This is a genomic window from Streptomyces sp. SDT5-1, from assembly GCF_052245995.1.
Taxonomy (GTDB): Bacteria; Actinomycetota; Actinomycetes; order Streptomycetales; family Streptomycetaceae; genus Streptomyces.
The window spans coordinates 1,158,914-1,175,300 of the sequence record NZ_CM125963.1 but is presented as its reverse complement, the minus strand read 5'-3'; the positions used below and the strand labels follow the sequence as shown (position 1 = coordinate 1,175,300).

Annotated in this window: 15 protein-coding genes; 3 read left to right on the top strand and 12 right to left on the bottom strand. The window is 72.5% G+C overall.

The genetic code is table 11. From position 1 onward, the window contains the following. Window position 1: 1 nt before the first annotated feature. From ACTWJ8_RS05555 to ACTWJ8_RS05540, 4 genes are read right to left on the bottom strand one after another with little or no spacing between them, the layout of a single operon-like run. The gene (locus ACTWJ8_RS05555; protein ID WP_443263138.1) at window positions 2-1,003 is read right to left on the bottom strand and encodes an amidohydrolase family protein; all 1,002 of its coding nucleotides are present in this window, start codon (window positions 1,001-1,003) and stop codon (window positions 2-4) included. Next, window positions 1,000-2,130 (bottom strand): FAD-dependent oxidoreductase, encoded by a 1,131-nt coding sequence (locus tag ACTWJ8_RS05550; protein WP_443263137.1) that lies wholly within the window; start codon window positions 2,128-2,130, stop codon window positions 1,000-1,002. Before ACTWJ8_RS05550 ends, ACTWJ8_RS05555 begins: the two co-directional genes overlap by 4 nt. 45 nt (window positions 2,131-2,175) lie before the next feature. Beyond that, the gene (locus ACTWJ8_RS05545; RefSeq protein ID WP_443263136.1) at window positions 2,176-3,138 is read right to left on the bottom strand and encodes a cyclase family protein; all 963 of its coding nucleotides are present in this window, start codon (window positions 3,136-3,138) and stop codon (window positions 2,176-2,178) included. After that, window positions 3,135-4,130, bottom strand: a complete 996-nt coding sequence (locus ACTWJ8_RS05540) for a fumarylacetoacetate hydrolase family protein (protein WP_443263135.1) — start codon at window positions 4,128-4,130, stop codon at window positions 3,135-3,137. Before ACTWJ8_RS05540 ends, ACTWJ8_RS05545 begins: the two co-directional genes overlap by 4 nt. Before the next feature lie 122 nt (window positions 4,131-4,252). On the opposite strand from ACTWJ8_RS05540, the gene ACTWJ8_RS05535 reads away from it, so the two are divergent. Further along, window positions 4,253-5,158, top strand: coding sequence for a LysR family transcriptional regulator (locus ACTWJ8_RS05535; protein WP_443263134.1), 906 nt, complete (start codon window positions 4,253-4,255; stop codon window positions 5,156-5,158). A 40-nt stretch (window positions 5,159-5,198) separates the two neighbouring features. Here ACTWJ8_RS05535 and mnhG read toward each other — a convergent pair whose 3' ends face one another. The 6 genes from mnhG to ACTWJ8_RS05505 are packed head-to-tail and all read right to left on the bottom strand — an operon-like array spanning window position 5,199 to window position 11,553. Then, window positions 5,199-5,543, bottom strand: coding sequence for a monovalent cation/H(+) antiporter subunit G (gene mnhG / locus ACTWJ8_RS05530; RefSeq protein ID WP_356381105.1), 345 nt, complete (start codon window positions 5,541-5,543; stop codon window positions 5,199-5,201). Further along, window positions 5,540-5,890, bottom strand: a complete 351-nt coding sequence (locus tag ACTWJ8_RS05525; protein ID WP_356381102.1) for a monovalent cation/H+ antiporter complex subunit F — start codon at window positions 5,888-5,890, stop codon at window positions 5,540-5,542. The genes mnhG and ACTWJ8_RS05525 overlap by 4 nt, the downstream gene beginning before the upstream one ends. Next, a complete protein-coding gene (locus tag ACTWJ8_RS05520; protein WP_356381099.1) occupies window positions 5,887-6,480 on the bottom strand; it encodes a Na+/H+ antiporter subunit E in 594 nt (197 codons plus the stop codon). Before ACTWJ8_RS05520 ends, ACTWJ8_RS05525 begins: the two co-directional genes overlap by 4 nt. Further along, on the bottom strand, window positions 6,477-8,072 hold the full coding sequence (locus tag ACTWJ8_RS05515) for a Na+/H+ antiporter subunit D (protein ID WP_443263133.1): 1,596 nt from the start codon (window positions 8,070-8,072) through the stop codon (window positions 6,477-6,479). Before ACTWJ8_RS05515 ends, ACTWJ8_RS05520 begins: the two co-directional genes overlap by 4 nt. Beyond that, window positions 8,069-8,662 (bottom strand): Na(+)/H(+) antiporter subunit C, encoded by a 594-nt coding sequence (locus tag ACTWJ8_RS05510; RefSeq protein WP_356381093.1) that lies wholly within the window; start codon window positions 8,660-8,662, stop codon window positions 8,069-8,071. Before ACTWJ8_RS05510 ends, ACTWJ8_RS05515 begins: the two co-directional genes overlap by 4 nt. Continuing rightward, window positions 8,659-11,553 (bottom strand): Na+/H+ antiporter subunit A, encoded by a 2,895-nt coding sequence (locus ACTWJ8_RS05505; RefSeq protein ID WP_356381090.1) that lies wholly within the window; start codon window positions 11,551-11,553, stop codon window positions 8,659-8,661. The genes ACTWJ8_RS05510 and ACTWJ8_RS05505 overlap by 4 nt, the downstream gene beginning before the upstream one ends. Window positions 11,554-11,675: 122 nt before the next feature. Here ACTWJ8_RS05505 and ACTWJ8_RS05500 point away from each other — a divergent pair, with 122 nt between their 5' ends. Further along, a complete protein-coding gene (locus ACTWJ8_RS05500; RefSeq protein ID WP_443263132.1) occupies window positions 11,676-12,254 on the top strand; it encodes a TetR family transcriptional regulator in 579 nt (192 codons plus the stop codon). 29 nt (window positions 12,255-12,283) lie between these two features. On the opposite strand, the gene ACTWJ8_RS05495 is transcribed toward ACTWJ8_RS05500, so the two are convergent. Together ACTWJ8_RS05495 and ACTWJ8_RS05490 are read right to left on the bottom strand one after the other, a co-directional pair. Beyond that, complete coding sequence (locus ACTWJ8_RS05495) at window positions 12,284-13,300, bottom strand: SMP-30/gluconolactonase/LRE family protein (protein WP_443263131.1); 1,017 nt, start codon at window positions 13,298-13,300, stop codon at window positions 12,284-12,286. Window positions 13,301-13,358: 58 nt separating this feature from the next. Continuing rightward, window positions 13,359-14,417, bottom strand: a complete 1,059-nt coding sequence (locus tag ACTWJ8_RS05490) for an SDR family NAD(P)-dependent oxidoreductase (RefSeq protein ID WP_443263130.1) — start codon at window positions 14,415-14,417, stop codon at window positions 13,359-13,361. A 163-nt stretch (window positions 14,418-14,580) separates the two neighbouring features. On the opposite strand from ACTWJ8_RS05490, the gene ACTWJ8_RS05485 reads away from it, so the two are divergent. After that, a complete protein-coding gene (locus tag ACTWJ8_RS05485; protein WP_443263129.1) occupies window positions 14,581-16,380 on the top strand; it encodes a flavin-containing monooxygenase in 1,800 nt (599 codons plus the stop codon). The last annotated feature ends 7 nt before the right edge of the window (window positions 16,381-16,387 follow it).

The window sequence follows — 16,387 nt, the reverse complement described above, 5'->3', positions numbered from 1 at the left end:
GTCAGTCCTTCCTGAGGAGGGCGGCGGCGGTGCCGCCCCGGATGGCGTCGAAGTCGGCGGCGGGCAGCTCCGCGGCGCGCAGCGCGCCCAGCGGATCCTCGCTGCCCATGTCGAAGGGGAAGTCGGAGCCGAGCAGCACCCGATCGGGCCCGGCCGCGCGCACCAACTCCCGCAGCACGTACGGGTCGTGCACGAGCGAGTCGAAGTAGAGCCGCTTCAGGTAGCTGCTGGGCCGCTCCGCGCAGCCCGCGGAGGCGTCCGAGCGGGCCGCCCACGCGTGGTCGGCGCGGCCGATGTGCGTGGGCAGATAGCCGCCGCCGTGCGCGGCGACGATCCGCAGGTCCGGGTGGCGGTCGAGGACACCGGAGAAGATGAGGTGCGACAGGGCGACCGCGTTCTCGGTGGGCTGGCCCACGGAGTTGGACAGGTACCACTGGTCGAGGCGCTCGTCGAGGGAGCAGCCGAACGGATGCAGGAACAGCAGCGCCCCCGTCTCCGCGGCCCGCGCCCACAGCGGCTCGTACGCCGGGTCCGACAGCTCCCGGCCCGGGGCGTGGCTGGACAGCTCGACGCCGAGCAGACCGGAGTCGAGCGCGTGGTCGAGCGCGGCGACCGCGAGGTCCGGGTGCTGGAGCGGTACGAGCCCCAGGCCGCGCAGCCGGTCCGGGGCCTGCGCGCAGTGCGCGGCGACCGACTCGTGGGCGAGCCGGTACAGCTTCTCGGCGGTCTCCTCGTCGGCCCAGTAGTGGTAGTGGGACGGCGAGGGGCTGACGAGCTGCACGTCCACGCCCTGCTCGTCCATCGCGGCGAGCCGCGCGGTGACGTCCGTGAGGCGGGGGAACCGCTCGCGGATCATCGCGCCGCTCACGGCGAGCGCGTCGGGACCGTTGCGCCGGGCGTCAAGCGCCTTCGCCTCGTCCAACCCGGGCTTCCCCGCGACCAGTTGCTCGATCTCCGGGAGGAGGACGTGGGCGTGCACGTCGATGGTGGGTGTCGTGGTCACGGCAGCTCCCGCAGCATCGTCATGGTGCGGCCCATCAGGCCCGGCAGGTCGGCGTCGCGGACCCCGTCGAGCTGCCACTGCCCGATCTGGACGGAGGCCTCGACGACCGGACGGACGCGGGCGATCCGCCGCTCGTAGTACGCCTGGAACAGCGCGTCGTCCCAGGTGTCGGAGGCGGTCAGCATCCGGGTGAGCACCCAGGCGTCCTCCATGGACAGGGCCGCGCCCTGCGCCAGGGTGGGCGGGCAGCAGTGCGCCGCGTCGCCGACCAGGACCACGCGGCCGCGGTGCCAGGAGCCCTCCACCAGCATCCGGTCGAACCACGTGTAGTTGACCCGCGCCGGGTCGGTGATGTGCCGGGTGATCTCGGGCCAGTGCCCGCCGTAGGCCGAGGCCAGGCGGCGCATCTCGTCGGCGTAGGAGTCGGCGGGGATCGACGCGCGGTCCCGCTTGTCCTCGACGACGTACGCGTAGATGGTGTCCTCGCTGGTCGGGCAGTAGCCCGCGATGTAGGCGGGGCCGCCGTACGCCAGGTCGGTGCGGGTGAGCGTGGCCGGGCGCGGCGTCGCCACGCGCCAGATGGCCATGCCGGTGGGCTCGGGACGGTCCGTGATGCCGATGGCGGCGCGGGTCGCGGAGCCCATGCCGTCGGCGGCGATCACGAGGGCGTAGTGGCCCGTGGTGCCGTCGTCGAAGGTCACCGTGACACCGTCGGCGGACTGCTCGAAGGACGCGGCGCGGACGCCGAGGCGGACGGTGGCGCCGCTCGCGCGGACCGCGTCGATGAGGATGCGCTGCAACTGCGGGCGCTGCATGCCGACGGTCGCGGGCAGCTCGTCGCCGCCCGTGCGCAGGTCCTCGGAGACGTGCAGGACGGTGCCGTCGGGGGCGGTGATGCCGACCGCGTCGAAGCCGTACCCGGACTTCTCGACCTCGTCCCACACGCCCAGTTCGCGCAGCACGCGCAGCGCGTTGCCCTGGAGCGTGATGCCGGATCCTGCGGTGGCGTTCCAGTCCTCCTTGGCCTCGATCAGGTCGACCGGAATGCCTGCGCGGCGCAGCAGGATCGTCGCGGCGTTGCCGGCCGCGCCCCCGCCGATCACGAGGACGGTACGGGGTGTGCTCATTCGGGAACCTCTCTGTTCCTTACGGGGGTCGGGCCCCGGGGGCTGCTACTTGACGGCGACCGGGTTGACCGGCGAGCCGACCGCGCCGGTGATCGGCAGGGGCGCGGCGGTCAGCCAGAACGCGTAGGCGCCGTCGCGCGCGCAGTCCTCCGCGAGCGCGTCGAGGTCCCACATCTCGCCGATCAGCAGGCCGATGTTCGGGATCGCGACCTGGTGCAGCGGCTGGAAGGCGTGCTCGAACTCGTTCGGCCGCACCTCGAAGCCCCAGGTGTCGGTGGCGATCGCGGCGATCTCCGTACGGTGCAGCCAGCCGGCGGTCGTGAACGACAGGCCGGGCGCGGGGCCGCCCGCGTACTCGCCCCAGCCCTCGCGGCGGGCGCGGGCGAGGCGCCCGGTGCGCACGACGACGATGTCACCGCGGCCGACCGTGACACCGTGCGCTTCCGCGGTGGCGGCGAGGTGGTCCTCGGTGATGGCGAAGCCGTCGGGCAGCTCCCCGTCCTCGCCGACGACGCGGCCCACGTCGAGGAGGACACCGCGGCCCGCCACGTGCGGGGCCATGTGCTCGATGCCGGTCACGAGATCGCCGTCGGAGGTGACGGTGCGGGCGGCGTCCCGCCCGTTCCACGCCTTGCCGTGGTCGAAGATGTGGCCGAGGCCGTCCCACTGCGTCGAGCACTGGAGCGGCATCGCGATGACGTCGTCGGCGCCGCCCATGCCGTGCGGGAAGCCCTGGTTGGCCAGCGCCGCGTCGGTGCCGGTGTCGAGCATGGTGTGCACCGGGTTGGTGCGGCGCCGCCAGCCCTTCTGTGGTCCGTCCATGTCGAAGCGCTGCGACAGCGAGAAGCTGACACCCCGTCGCACGAGCGCGGCGCCGTCGCGGCGCTTGGCCTCGTCGAGGAAGTTCAGCGTGCCGAGCACGTCGTCCTCGCCCCAACGCCCCCAGTTGGAGCACGCCTTGGCGGCCTCGGCGATCGCGCCCTCGGGGTCGCGCGGGTCCAGGCTCACGAGGTCACCTCCGCCACACAGCGGGTGCGCTGCGAGCCGAGCCCGGTGACGGAGCCGTCCATCACGTCGCCGTCGCGCAGCAGCCGGCCCCAGTGCATGCCGTTGCCCGCGGGGGAGCCGGTCAACACCAGGTCGCCGGGCAGGAGTTGAGCGGTCTGCGAGGCGTAGGACACCATCCGCGCCACGTTGAAGATCATGTCCTTGGTGGACTCGTCCTGCATGGTCTCGCCGTTCAGCTTCAGGGTGAGCCGAAGGTCGTCCGTCGCGGGCAGCGAGCTCGCGGGCACGATCCACGGGCCGAGCGGCGTGAAGCCCGGCGCGTTCTTGCTGCGCAGCCAGTCCGTGCCGATGGCGGGCATGTCGCGGCGGAACACGGTGGCCCGGTCGGTGAGGTCGTTGGCGATCGTGTACCCGGCGACGTACTCCAGGGCCTCCTCCACCGACACCCCGTACGCGGGCCTGCCGATCACGGCCGCAAGCTCCAGCTCCCAGTCCGGCTTCTCGGCCCAGGCCGGCAGCACCACGTCGTCGTACGGGCCCGTGATCGCGCTCGGCAGGCCGATGAACACGTACGGCAGGTCCTCGGCGGCCCGCCGGTCCATGAGGTCGGCGGCCTCGGCGCGCCGCTCCTCCTCCGGGCGGTCGTCGCCCGGGGCCCGGTGCGCGACGTGCAGGTCGATGACGTGCTGCCGGTAGTTGGCGCCCGACTGGAGCACCTGGCGGGGCGCGATCGGAGCGTGCACCCGGAACGCGTCGACGGCGGGCCCCTCGGTGGCACCCTGCGCGGCGAGTTCGGTGAGCCGCGGCTCCAACTCCTGCCACCGGTCGAGGACATCGAGCATGGCCAGGCCGGTGTCGCCGAGCGCGGCGCGCAGATCGACGACGGTGCCGTCGGCGCGGACCAGCGCGGGGAAGGCGGGGCCATCGGCCTCGGACAGGGTCCCCAGGGCGTAGGGGCCCGCGAAGAGCGGGGAAGCTGCTTCAGGATTCACAGGTGTCCTCCAGTAGGCGTCAGGACTAATCTGACCCCCGCACCCCCGATCAGGGAAATAGATTGTGTGGATGTGAGGCATCCACCCGCCGAATAGTGCCCGCCCAGCCCCGAGGAACGCCCGTGAACCTGTCGCGCCTGGACCTGAACCTCGTCGTCGCCCTGCGCGCCCTCCTGGAGGAGCGCAACGTGACGCGCGCCGGCCAGCGCGTGGGGCTCAGCCAACCCGCCATGAGCGCGGCCCTGTCCCGGCTGCGCCGCCACTTCGGCGACGAACTGCTCGCGCGCAGCGGCGGCCAGTACGAGCTCACCGCGCTCGGCCAGGTGCTCCTCGAGCGCACCTCCACCGCGTACGACCTGCTGGAGCGCCTCTTCAGCAGCCAGGCCGCCTTCGACCCGGCGACCGAGAGCCGCACCTTCACGCTGATGGCGTCCGACTACGCCGTCGCCGTCTTCGGCACCGCGCTCGCCCGCCGCATCCACACCGAGGCGCCGAACGTGCGGCTGCGCTTCACCCGCACGCCGCCCACCGTCGTCGAGGATCTCGGCGTTCTGCTCAGCACGACCGACGGGTTGCTGATGCCGCACGGTGTCGTCAGCGACATGCCGCGCACCGACCTGTTCGCCGACGAGTGGGTGTTCCTGGTGGCCGACAGCAACGAGGAGGTCGGCGAGCGGCTCGCCCTGGGCGGTCTGTCGCGGCTGCCCTGGGTCACGTACCAGCGCACCTATGACGCGCCCGCCGTGCGGCAGTTGGGGATGCTCGGCATCGAGCCGCGCGTCGAGGTGTCCGTCGACCACTTCGCGATGCTGCCGTTCCTCGTCGCGGGCACCGACCGGATCGCCCTCATTCAACGCCGCCTCGCCGAACTGCTCTCGTCGTCGGCGCCGGTCCGCATCCTGGCGCCGCCCTACGAGTCCGTGCCGCTGCAAGAGGCCCTGTGGTGGCACCCCGTCCACACCCACGACCCGACCCACCTGTGGCTCAGGGAGGTCGCGGAGGAGGTCGGCGCGGAACTGGCGTCGTGAGGTGAGTCCTTGAACTGGGCGGGCAGCCGACGGTGCCGGATCACTCCCGCGGCGCCGACGCCAGTTCGTCGCGGAGCAGTGCCGCGTCGCCGACCTGCCCCGTGCGATAGGCGGCGCGCGCCACCAGGTGGGCCGCCACCGCGCTCGTCAGGAGCTGGAAGAAGGCGACGAGCGCGAGCGTGCCCAGGTCGACGCCCGAGCGCAGCCGCAGGGCCACGCCCGCGACCAGGAGCAGCATGCCGAGCGTCTGCGGATTGGTCGCCGCGTGGCTGCGGGTCAGCACGTCGGGGAGCCGGAGCATGCCGATGACTCCGGTCAGGCAGACCGCCGCGCCCGCGAACAGGAGGAGGGAGCCCGCGAGATCGGTGACGTCGTGCCAGTTCACGGGCGCTCCTTGGGGTCGGGCTGCTGCCGCGCGGGCGGCTTCGGTACGGCGAGTACCGGTCGGGTGCGGGTGCCCGGCCGGTCGCGGGCCGCGATGAAGCGGGCGATGGCCACGGAGCTGGTGAAGCCGAGGAAGGCGATCACCAGCATGATCGACAGGTAGTAACTGGTGCGGGTGATGGCCGCGTTGACGCCGATCGCGGCGATGATGAGGACCGCCGCGATGTCCACGGACACGGCCCGGTCCAGCATCGAGGGCCCGCGCCAGATGCGTACGAGCAGCAGGGCGCCCGCGAGCACGATCAGGACGAGCGCGCCGTTGAGGAGGATGTCGTTCGCCAGTTTCACGCGTCGGACCCCTTTCCTTCTTTTCCTTCGTCGGGTGCCGCCCCGTCCGGCGCAGCGGCGATGCGGTCGATCTCCTCGCGGGTGCCGAAGGCCCGCACGGCGAGGCCCTCCAGGCGCCGCACGTCGGCGCGGGCCCGCTCCACCGCGTCCGGGTCGTCGGCGTGCACGACGTGCAGGAACAGGGTGGCGGTCGATCCGTTGACCTCGACGAGCGCGCCGCCGGGCACGGAGGACACGGCGACGGCCGTCGCCGCGATCATCAGGTCGGTGCGGCAGCGCAGCGGCACCGCGATCACCGCCGCGGGCCCCGGTCTGCCGTGCAGGGTCTGCCAGGTCACGGTGATCGTCGAGGACACCATGTCGTACAGGAGGTACCCGGCGAGCCGCAGGATGCCGATCGGGCGCAGGCGCAGGTCGAGTTCGACGGCGGGCAGCGGGAACACCAGGCAGAGGACGACCGCGACGACGATGCCGCTGATCACGTTGCCCCATGTCAGGCCGGACCACAGCAGCGTCCAGACGACGGTGAGCCAGGCGATCAGCGGCAGGTCGATCCGCCGCCAACGGCCCCGTGGGCGTGAGGAGTTCACTGGTCGAGCACCGCCTCCACGTAGGGCGTACGGGCGAGGAGTTCGGCGGCCGAGCGGTCGGCGACGCCGGTCAGCGGGGTGGCCAGGAGGGTGTACGAGAGGCCGAGGAGGACCGCGGCGGCCGTCGCCGCCGTCATCACGCGGGGGATGCGCGCCGTGGTGCGTACGGACACCTTCGTGAGCACCACCGTGTCACCTCCGCCGCCCTCCGGCGCCGTTTCCGACTCGTCGTCGCTCTCCTCCAGAACGTCGCTCTCGTCGTGCGGCCGGGTGGGCGCCGCCCGCCAGAACACCAGGTTCCACACCTTCGCCATCACGTACAGCGTCAGCAGACTGGTGACGGCCGCGGCGGCGAGCAGGGTGTACGACCACGCGCCGCCGGCCGCCGCACCGGCCCGCATCAGACCCAGCTTGCCGAGGAACCCGGACAGCGGCGGGATCCCGGCGAGGTTCATGGCGGGCACGAACCACAGCGCCGCGAGCAGCGGGGCCGACCGCATGGCGCCGCCGAGCCGCGTCAACTCCGTCGTCCCGTACCGTTTTTCGAGCAGCCCTGCGGCGAGGAACAGCGTCGTCTGTACGGTGATGTGGTGGGCGGTGTAGACGATGGCGCCGCCGATGCCGCCCCGGCTGCCGAGCGCGAGCCCGTACAGCATGAAGCCGATGTGGCTCACCAGCGTGAACGACAGCAGCCGCTTGAGGTCGGTCTGCGCCACCGCGCCCAGGATGCCGATCACCATCGAGGCGAACGCGACGGCCATCAGCGCCCCGGAGAGCCGGTTGCCGGGAAAGAAGAGGGTGTCGGCGCGGATCATCGAGTACACGCCGACCTTGGTGAGCAGGCCCGCGAACACGGCCGTCACCGGCGCGGGCGCCGTCGGGTACGAGTCCGGCAGCCAGGCCGCGACGGGGAACGCCGCCGCCTTCACCCCGAACACCGTGAGCAGCAGCACCTCCGCCAGCGTGCGCACACCCAGCGGCAGTTCCGGCATGCGCTGCGCGAGCTGCGCGAAGTTCACCGTGCCCGCCGCCGCGTAGGTGACGGCGATGCCGCACAGGAACACCAGCGAGGACACCAGGGACACCACGACGTACGTCGACCCGGCCCGCACCCGCGGCTCGGTGGCACCCACCGTGAGGAGCACGAAGCTCGCCATCAGCATGATCTCGAAGCCGACGTACAGGTTCACGAGGTCGCCCGCGAGGAACGTCAGCGACACCCCGGCCACGAGGACCAGGTACGCCGGGTGGAACACTGCGATCGGCGCGTTCTCCTCCCGGTCGGCCATGCCCTGGCTCATCGCGTAGACCAGCACGATGAAGGTGACCGCGCCGGACACCAGGAGCATCAGCGCCGCCAGCCGGTCCGCGACGAGGGTCACACCGAGCGGCGGCCCGAAGTCACCGAGGTGCACGACCAGCGGACCCGAGGTGTCGGCCTCGACGAGCAGGAACACGTCGACCGCGACGACCCCCGCGAGCACCCCGACCGTGATCACGCGGTGCAGCCAGCGCAGCCGCGGCCCGATGAAGAGGGTCAGGCCGCACACCACGAGGGGCAGCACGACGGGCAGCGGGACAAGGGAGTTCACCGGGGCTCCTCCGGTCGGGGCGCGGGGGACTCCGCCGGGTCGGCGCCGGACGCCTCCGGAGGGTCGGCGCCGAGGACGTCGTCCCACAGGTCGCCGTCCGCGTCCCGGGCGCGGGCCTGGTAGGCGCGGTCGGCGCGCAGCCTGCGGCGCTGCTCGCGGCGCTCGTCGCGCCAGGCGCTCGGGCCCTCGTCGCGGTGGATCTCGCGCAGCTCGGCCCGCTCGGCGGAGATCTCGGCGCGCAGCACCACACGCCGGTCCGCGACGTCGTCCGGCACGAAGTCCGAGCCCGTCAACTGGCTGCTGCGGTACGCCATCGCGAGCACGAACGCCGTCGTGGCCAGCGTGATCACGACGGCAGTCAGGATGATGGCCTGCGGCAGCGGGTCCGTCACCCGCGCCGGGTCCACCCCTGGGTACAGCAGCGGCGGAAAGCCGGCCGCGCCGGTGGAGGCGAGCACGAACAGGTTGATGCCGTTGCCGCACACGATGATGCCGACCAGGACGCGGGTGAGGCTGCGGGTGTGGATGAGGATGCCGCCCGCGCTGGTCAGTACGACCGCGCAGACGAGCAGGGTGAGACTGACCGTCACGTTTTCTGCGCCTCCCCGGCGAGCGCCAGGCTCGCCCTGTGCTCCGTCTGCTGGTCGACCTTCGCGCCGAGCGCCCGTACGACGTCCAGGACCACGCCGAGGACCAGCAGATACACCCCGAGGTCGAAGACGACCGCGGTGCCCGCGTGCCAGTCGCCGATCAGCGGCAGATGTCCGTGCCAGGTCCAGCCGTGCAGCACCGTCCCGTCGGCGAGCCCGACGAGCGCGACGGACGTCGACAGGGTGAGCCCGAGCCCGGTGAAGAAGCCGGGATGCACGGGCGCCGCCACCGCCAACTCGTGTCGCCCGCCCGCCAGGTAACGGATGGTCAGGCCGACGCCCGCCACGAGCCCGCCGACGAAGCCGCCGCCCGGCAGGTTCTCCGCGCACAGCAGCAGATACACCGAGAGCACCAGGATCGGATGGAAAACGAGCCGGGCGATCACCTCGAACACCACCGAGCGGTGCTCGGGCGCGAGGGTGTCACCGGCCACCAGCCAGCTGCGCTCCGGCGCGCCCTGCCGGTACTTCTCCGGCACCTTGAGCCGCGACGTCGCCAGCGACCACGCGGTCACCCCGCCGGGCAGCCGGGGCGGCGGCGCGCTCGCCCGCCCTTGTCTGCGGTGCACGTACAGCAGGCTCGTCACACCGAGGACGGCGACGGCGAGCACCGCGGACTCGCCCATGGTGTCCCAGGCCCTGAAGTCGACGAGGATCGTCGCGACGACGTCCTTGAGGCCGTGGTGCGCGGTCTCCTCGATGTGCGACGCCCCCGCGGCTTCCGCCGTGCGGGCGCCCGTCGCCAGCCACACCGCGCACGCCACCGCCACGCTGCTGCCGAGCGCGATCAGCATGCTGACGCCCCACCGCCATGTCCGCTGCGTGTCACCGAAGAACACCGGAAGCCGCCGCAGGACGAGGACGAGGACCACCGTCGACACCGTCTCCACGCCGAACTGAGTGAGCGCCAGGTCGGGAGCGCCCTGCACCACGTACAGGAGCGCTGTGCCGTACCCGGTCAGGCCCGCCAGCACCGCCGCCTTCATGCGGCGCTGCACCACCAGGCACATCAGGGCGCAGGCGCAGGTCAGGGCGCCGACCGCGGCCTGCATCGGGTGGTCCCACAGCCGCGGCGCCGGCGTTCCGTGCCAGGGGCGGTCGGTGGCGAGGACGGAGACGAGGCCGAGGAACATGACACCGAGGACCGTCGCCACGTAGGAGGGCAGCGAGCCCTTCTGCACGGCGCCCGTGACCTGGAGCGCCGAGCGTTCGAGGCCGAGCACCGAGCGGCCGAACACCTCGTCCGCCTTCGGCCACGCGAACCGCCGCCCGAGCCGCACCACCGGCTCGCGGGCCAGGAACAGCGCGGCGCCGCCCGCCCACGCGAGCGCCGACAGACCGAGCGCCGTGCCGAACCCGTGCCACAGCGCGAGGTGGTAGGGGTGCGCGGGGACCGGGTACTGGCGCGCGTACTGCTCGAAGAGGTGTGCCGTCCAGCCGATGCCGGGGCCGAGCAGCAGACACCCCAGCGCCAGCAGCGCGGGCGGACCGAGGAACGTGACACCGACCCGGTGCACCTCCGTGTCCGCGACGCCCGGCTTGCGCGCGAAGGCACCCCACAGGAAGCGCAGCGTGTACGCGGTGGTGAGCGCGGAGCCGACGACGACACACGCGAGCACCCACCGGTCGGCGACGGTGCCGCGCAGCAGCGCGTCGAACGCCGTCTCCTTCGCCACGAACCCGAGCAGCGGCGGCAGCGCCGCCATCGACGCGCCCGCGAACACGGCGGTGCCCGCCACCCACGGCAGCCGCCGCCCCACCCCCGACAGACTCCGCAGATCGCGGGTCCCGGCCGCGTGGTCGACGATCCCCGTCACCAGGAACAGCGGCGCCTTGAACAGCGCGTGGCCGAGCAGCATCGCGATGGCGGCGAGCGCCGCGTTGTACGAGCCCGCGCCCGCGAGCACCACCAGGAAGCCGAGCTGGCTCACCGTCCCGTAGGCGAGCACCAGCTTGAGGTCGTTCAGGCGCAGCGCCCGCCACCCGGCGAGCAGCATCGTCGCCGAACCCAGCGTCAGGAGCACCGGACGCCACGGCGTGACGTCGGCGAACGCGGGCGCGAGGCGTGCTACCAGGTACACGCCCGCCTTCACCATCGCGGCGGCGTGCAGATAGGCGCTGACAGGGGTGGGCGCCGCCATCGCGTTCGGCAGCCACATGCTCAGCGGCCACACCGCCGACTTGGCGAGCGCACCGCACAGGATCAGGACGAGCGCCGCCGACAGGGTGCCGCTCGCGGCCGGTGGTGACTCGAGGATGCGGGAGATCCGGTACGTGCCCGCCAGGTGACCCAACATCAGGAAGCCGACGAACATGGCGAGTCCGCCCAGCGAGGTCACCATCAGTGCCTGGAGCGCACAGCGGCGGCTGGCGCGCTTCTCGCTGTCGTACCCGATGAGCAGGAACGACAGGACGGTGGTGAGCTCCCAGAACAGATACAGCGTCATCAGGTCGTCGGCCAGGACAAGCCCCAGCATCGCCCCCGCGAACGCGAGCAGATTGCCACCGAACGAGCCCAACTGCCGTGCCCCGCCCTCGAAGTAGCGCACGCAGTACAGCAGCACCAGCGCCCCGATGCCCGCGGCGAGCAACACCATCACCAGGGACAGCGCGTCGAGGCGGAACGCGATCTGGACGTCGTAGTCCCTGATCCACCACCACGCCTCCTCGCTCGCCCCGCCGCCGCTGACCTCGCCCCAGCGGGACAGCGCCCAGCCGAGGGCGGCGGCGGGCGGCAGCGCGAGCAGCACGAACCCGCGCGAGCCCGCCCGGCGGATCAGCGGGGCAGCGCAGAGCGCGACGACGAAGTGTGCGAGGACCAGTGCGGTCATACACGATACATATCGGGTGAAAAGGGATGGAGAAGGCGGGGCGCGCCGGGCGCGCCCGACCCGGCCCCTGGAGCGCGCGGACGTCGGGTGATCCGCGTAATCCACTGCATTACGCTGCCAACGTGACGAACCACGCCGAGCCCGACCGGGCCAGACCGGCCAATCAGGGTCGCCGTGTCGCCGCCCGCAACCGGGCCGCGCTGATCGCCGCGGCCCGCGAGGTCTTCGCCGAGCAGGGCCTGAACGCGCCGCTGTCCAGCGTCGCCCGGCGGGCCGGCGTCGGACAGGGCAGTCTGTACCGACACTTCGCCGACCGCGTCGCGCTCGCCTCCGCCGTGCTCGACGAGAACGTACGGCAGATCGAACGGGCCGCCGCCGAACCCGACGCCACCCTGAAGTCCGTCCTCGGCGTCGTCACCTGGCACCTCACCCGGTCCACCGCCTTCGTCGACCTGCTGCGCGTGCGCGGCGACGACGAGCAGGCCCGCGAACTGTCCGCCCGCGTGCGCGCCGCGCTCGAAGGCTGCCCGCCGGAAGGGCGCGGCCTCTCCGCCGACGAGCTGATGCTCGCCATCGCCATGGTGTCCGGCGCCGTCGCGGGCCCCACCCCCACCGAACGCGAACGCCTGGCGCGCGCCGCCTGGGGGCTGCTCGGCGTGGAGGTGGGGCCGCTGCGGTCCGTCGAGATCGTCGACGACTGAGAGCCTGTTTCCCTTCTGGGCTCCGCGCGTCAGCCTCCGTTCGAGAGGCGGATGCCGTCGGCGAGCGCGTCGAACGTGTAGACGTAGCCGCCCTTCGGGCCGCTGACCGTCATGTACGCCGACCGGCCGCCCGGCTCGATCGCGACATTGGTCGCCGACTGGAGCCCCTTCGCCTCCTTCGCCGGCACCTCGACCGTGCCGAGCCGTTCCCCGTACTTGCTGAACACCGCCATGGCGGGGCGGCCGTGCAGCGCCTGGTACAGATTGCCGTCGGCGTCCACGGCGATCGAGTCCGTCTGCGCCACGCCGCCGTCGACGTGGATCGCCTCGTGCTGCGACGTCACCTTCGTCTTCTCCGCGTCGAGGAGCAGATACGAGATCGTGTCCTCGGCCAGTTCGCTGATCCACAGGCCCTTCTGCTCGGGGTCGAGCATCACGCCGTTGGGGTGTGCGAGCCCGTCGGTGAGCACGGTGGACGTCTCGCCGTCCCGGTCGATCCGGACGATCCGGCCCTCGGCCTCGCCCGTCTTCATGCCGTGCAGATCGCTGACGTACAGATTGCCGTCGTCGTCGAAGGCGATGTCGTCCGGGTTCATCGGCGAGCCGTCCACGTCGCCGGAGAAGAACGTACGGGCGTCCGAACCGTCCTGCTCCATGCTCAGCACGTCGCCCGACTGGTACTCCGTCAGGTACAGGCGGCCGTCGTGCGGGCTGATCTGCGCCGATGTGTACGCGCCGGTCTTGTCGGTGTAGACGCCCTTGTGCTTGCCCGTTCTCACGTCGATGGAGATGAGCTTGGGCGCGCCGGGCGGCGCCGTGACGTCGACGACGTACAGGTCTCCGCCCTCGGTGAGGACCGGGCCCTCCAGGAGAGTCATGCCGGTGGCCTCGTGCGGGTCGGTGACGTGCGAGAGACGGGTGGCGTGGAGGGTGCGGTCGCCCGCGGGGCGTGCGTCCACGGGGCCGGCCTTCTCGGTGCCGCAGGCGGTCAGGAGGGTGAGGAGTCCGAGGGCGGCGAGGGTGCGGGTTCCGGTTCTGGAGGGCATGTGGGGTGTGCCTTTCCTGGTCGGGTGTGTCGGCTCGGGTCGGGTGCGTGGAGTGGGCTCACGCCACGGACCAGCCGCCGTCCGACGGCAGGATCACGCCGTTGAGGTTCACCGCGTCCCGGCTGAGCAGGAACGTGATGGACGCCGCCAGCTCATCGGCACGCGCGAGACCGGGGATCGCCACCCGCATCTTCGCGGTGCGGGCCGAGCCGTACGGGGCGCCGGGCGGCACCTGGATGCCGGTGGCGACGGCGCCCGGCGCGACCGCGTTGACCTGAACTCCCGTACCCGCGTACTGGTACGCCGACGACTTCGTCAGGCCGACGAGCGCGTGCTTCGACGTCGTGTACGCGGCCCCGGCCGCCGAGCCGCGCAGCGCCGCCTCGGAGACGATGTTCACGATCCGGCCGCCGCCCGCCGCGAGCATGCCCGGCACGACGGCGCGCATCAGGAACATGGGGCCGTCGACGTTGATGCGCATGACGCGCCGCCAGATCGTGTCGTCCACCTCGTGCACGGCGGCGTCGTCGTCCATCACGCCCGCGACGTTCGCCAGCGCGTCCACGCGCCCGCCCGCCGCGGCGAGCACGGCGTCAGCGGCGGACGGTTCCGTGATGTCCGCCGTGACGGGCGCGAGCGCCTCGCCCAACTCCTGCGCCAGGGTGGCGAGTTTGTCGCCGGTCACGTCGACGGCGATCACCCGGCCGCCCTCGCGCACGACCCGGGAGGCGACGGCGCGGCCGATGCCGGAGGCGGCGCCCGTGACGACCACGGTCTGGCCGTCGAAGCGGCCCGGGGTGATGTGCTCCGTCCACGGCTCCGGCGTGCCGATCTCGATGCCGGGCTGCGGCGCGGCGGAGGTGGCGGCGGCCGGGGGAGTGGTCGGCACACCCTCCGGTATCTCGCCGGTCGCGGCTGCCGTCACGAGCACGTCGACCAGTTCCGCGGGGAACTTCCCGCCGGACATCTCGACGAGCTGTTCCAGCGACAGGCCGAGGGCCGGGGCCAGGGCCTCCTCGCTCTGCCCCTGCGAGGCCGGCATGCCGCGCAGGATCTGCCCGGCGGCGGGGTGCGCGAGCCAGTCGCGCAGCGGGGATGCGGGGGTGAGGTTCGACATCGCGGGCCTTTCGCGTCGTGGTGCCGGGGCCGCGCGACGCCGCACCCGACCCCTACCGGACAGTGTTGTCCGGTTGTTGGGTTACGGTACCCGTGGCCGCGCGGCAGCATCCAGCGAGGGCTCTGCGCCGGCCCCTGTCTCCCCCACGAGAGGAACCCGCCGCATGACCCTGCCGCAGTGCGACACCCCGCCCACCCCGCAGGAGACGGCGGAGCTGCGCGAGCGCTACCGCGCCGAGCGCGAGCGCCGCGTCCGCCCCGAGGGCAACGCCCAATACCGGTCCACCACCGCGGAGTTCGGCTACTTCGCCGCCGACCCGTACACGGCGGTCGTCGAGCGCGAACCGCTGCGCGACGAGGTCGACGTCGCGGTCGTCGGCGGCGGTTTCGGCGGCATCCTCGCGGGCGCGCGGCTGCGGCAGCGGGGCGTGGCGCGGGTCCGGATCGTCGAGCAGGGCGGCGACTTCGGCGGCACCTGGTACTGGAACCGCTACCCCGGCATCCACTGCGACATCGAGTCGCACGTCTATCTGCCGATGCTGGACGAGACCGGCTACGTACCCGAGTGGAAGTACGCGCCGGGCGACGAGATCCGCCGCCACGCGGTGCGCATCGCGGAACGCTTCGACCTCTACGAGGACGCCCTCTTCTCGACCGCCGTCACCGGCCTGACCTGGGACGAGCGCGCCCATCGCTGGCTGGTTACGACGGACCGCGGCGACGAGTTCCGGGCCACGTACGTCGTCACCGCGACCGGCACCCTCTCCGAGCCCAAGCTGCCCGGCATCCCCGGCATCGAGGACTTCGAAGGGCACACCTTCCACACCTCGCGCTGGGACTACGGCTACACCGGGGGTGGCCCCGACGGCGGCATGACGGGACTTGCCGACCAGCGCGTCGGCGTCGTCGGTACGGGAGCCACCGGCGTCCAGGCCATCCCCAAACTCGCCGAGGACGCCCGGCAGTTGTACGTCTTCCAGCGCACGCCGTCCGCCGTCGACGTCCGCGGGCAGCGGCGCACGACGCCGGAGGAGGTGGGCGCGGGCCGGCCCGGCTGGGCGGCCGAGCGCCGCGAGAACTTCCTGCGGATCGTGTCGGGTGAGGACGCGGAACACGACCTGGTCGCCGACGGCTGGACGGAGTCGGCGGCCCTCCTCGAGAAGCTCCTCCCGAGCTTCCGCCGCGACGGCGAACCGGACTTCGAGGCCGCGTACGAGGCCGCCGACCACGCCACCATGAACCGGATCAGGGACCGCGTCGCCGCCGAGGTCACCGACCCGGCGACCGCCGAGGCCCTCAAGCCGTGGTACCGCTACGCCTGCAAGCGCCCGACGTTCTCCGACCTGTACCTGCCCGCCTTCAACCGGCCGAACGTCACGCTCGTCGACACCGCCGACACCCACGGCATCGAGCGGATGACTCCGCGGGGCGTGGTCGTCGGCGGCGTCGAGTACGAGATCGACTGCCTGATCTTCGCGACCGGTTTCTCCGTCGGCGTCTCCGGCGTCACGTCCGGAAGGCTCCCGGTGACCGGCCGCGACGGCATCCAACTCCTCGACTCCCTCGCCGAGTTCGGCCCCCGCACCCTGCACGGCTTCACCACCCCGAACTTCCCCAACCTGATCCAGCTGGGCCCGATGCAGAACGCCTCCAGCGTCAACTTCAGCCACATCCTCGACGAACAGGCCGTCCACGCCGCGGCCCTCGTCGCCGCGGCCGAGTCCGACGACGCGCTCCTCGAACCGACCCCCGAGGCGGTCGCCGCCTGGCGCGCCACCTGCGCGGACGGCGCCGCCGACCACGAGTGGTTCCACGCCGAGTGCACCCCCGGCTACTACAACCGCGAGGGCCGCGGCCGCCCCAACGGCCCGAACGCGTACCCGCACGGGGCGGTGGCGTTCCATGAACTCCTGCGGGTGTGGCGCGAGGAGAGCATGGGGGAGGTCCTCCGCACGAAGGGCTGACCTGCCA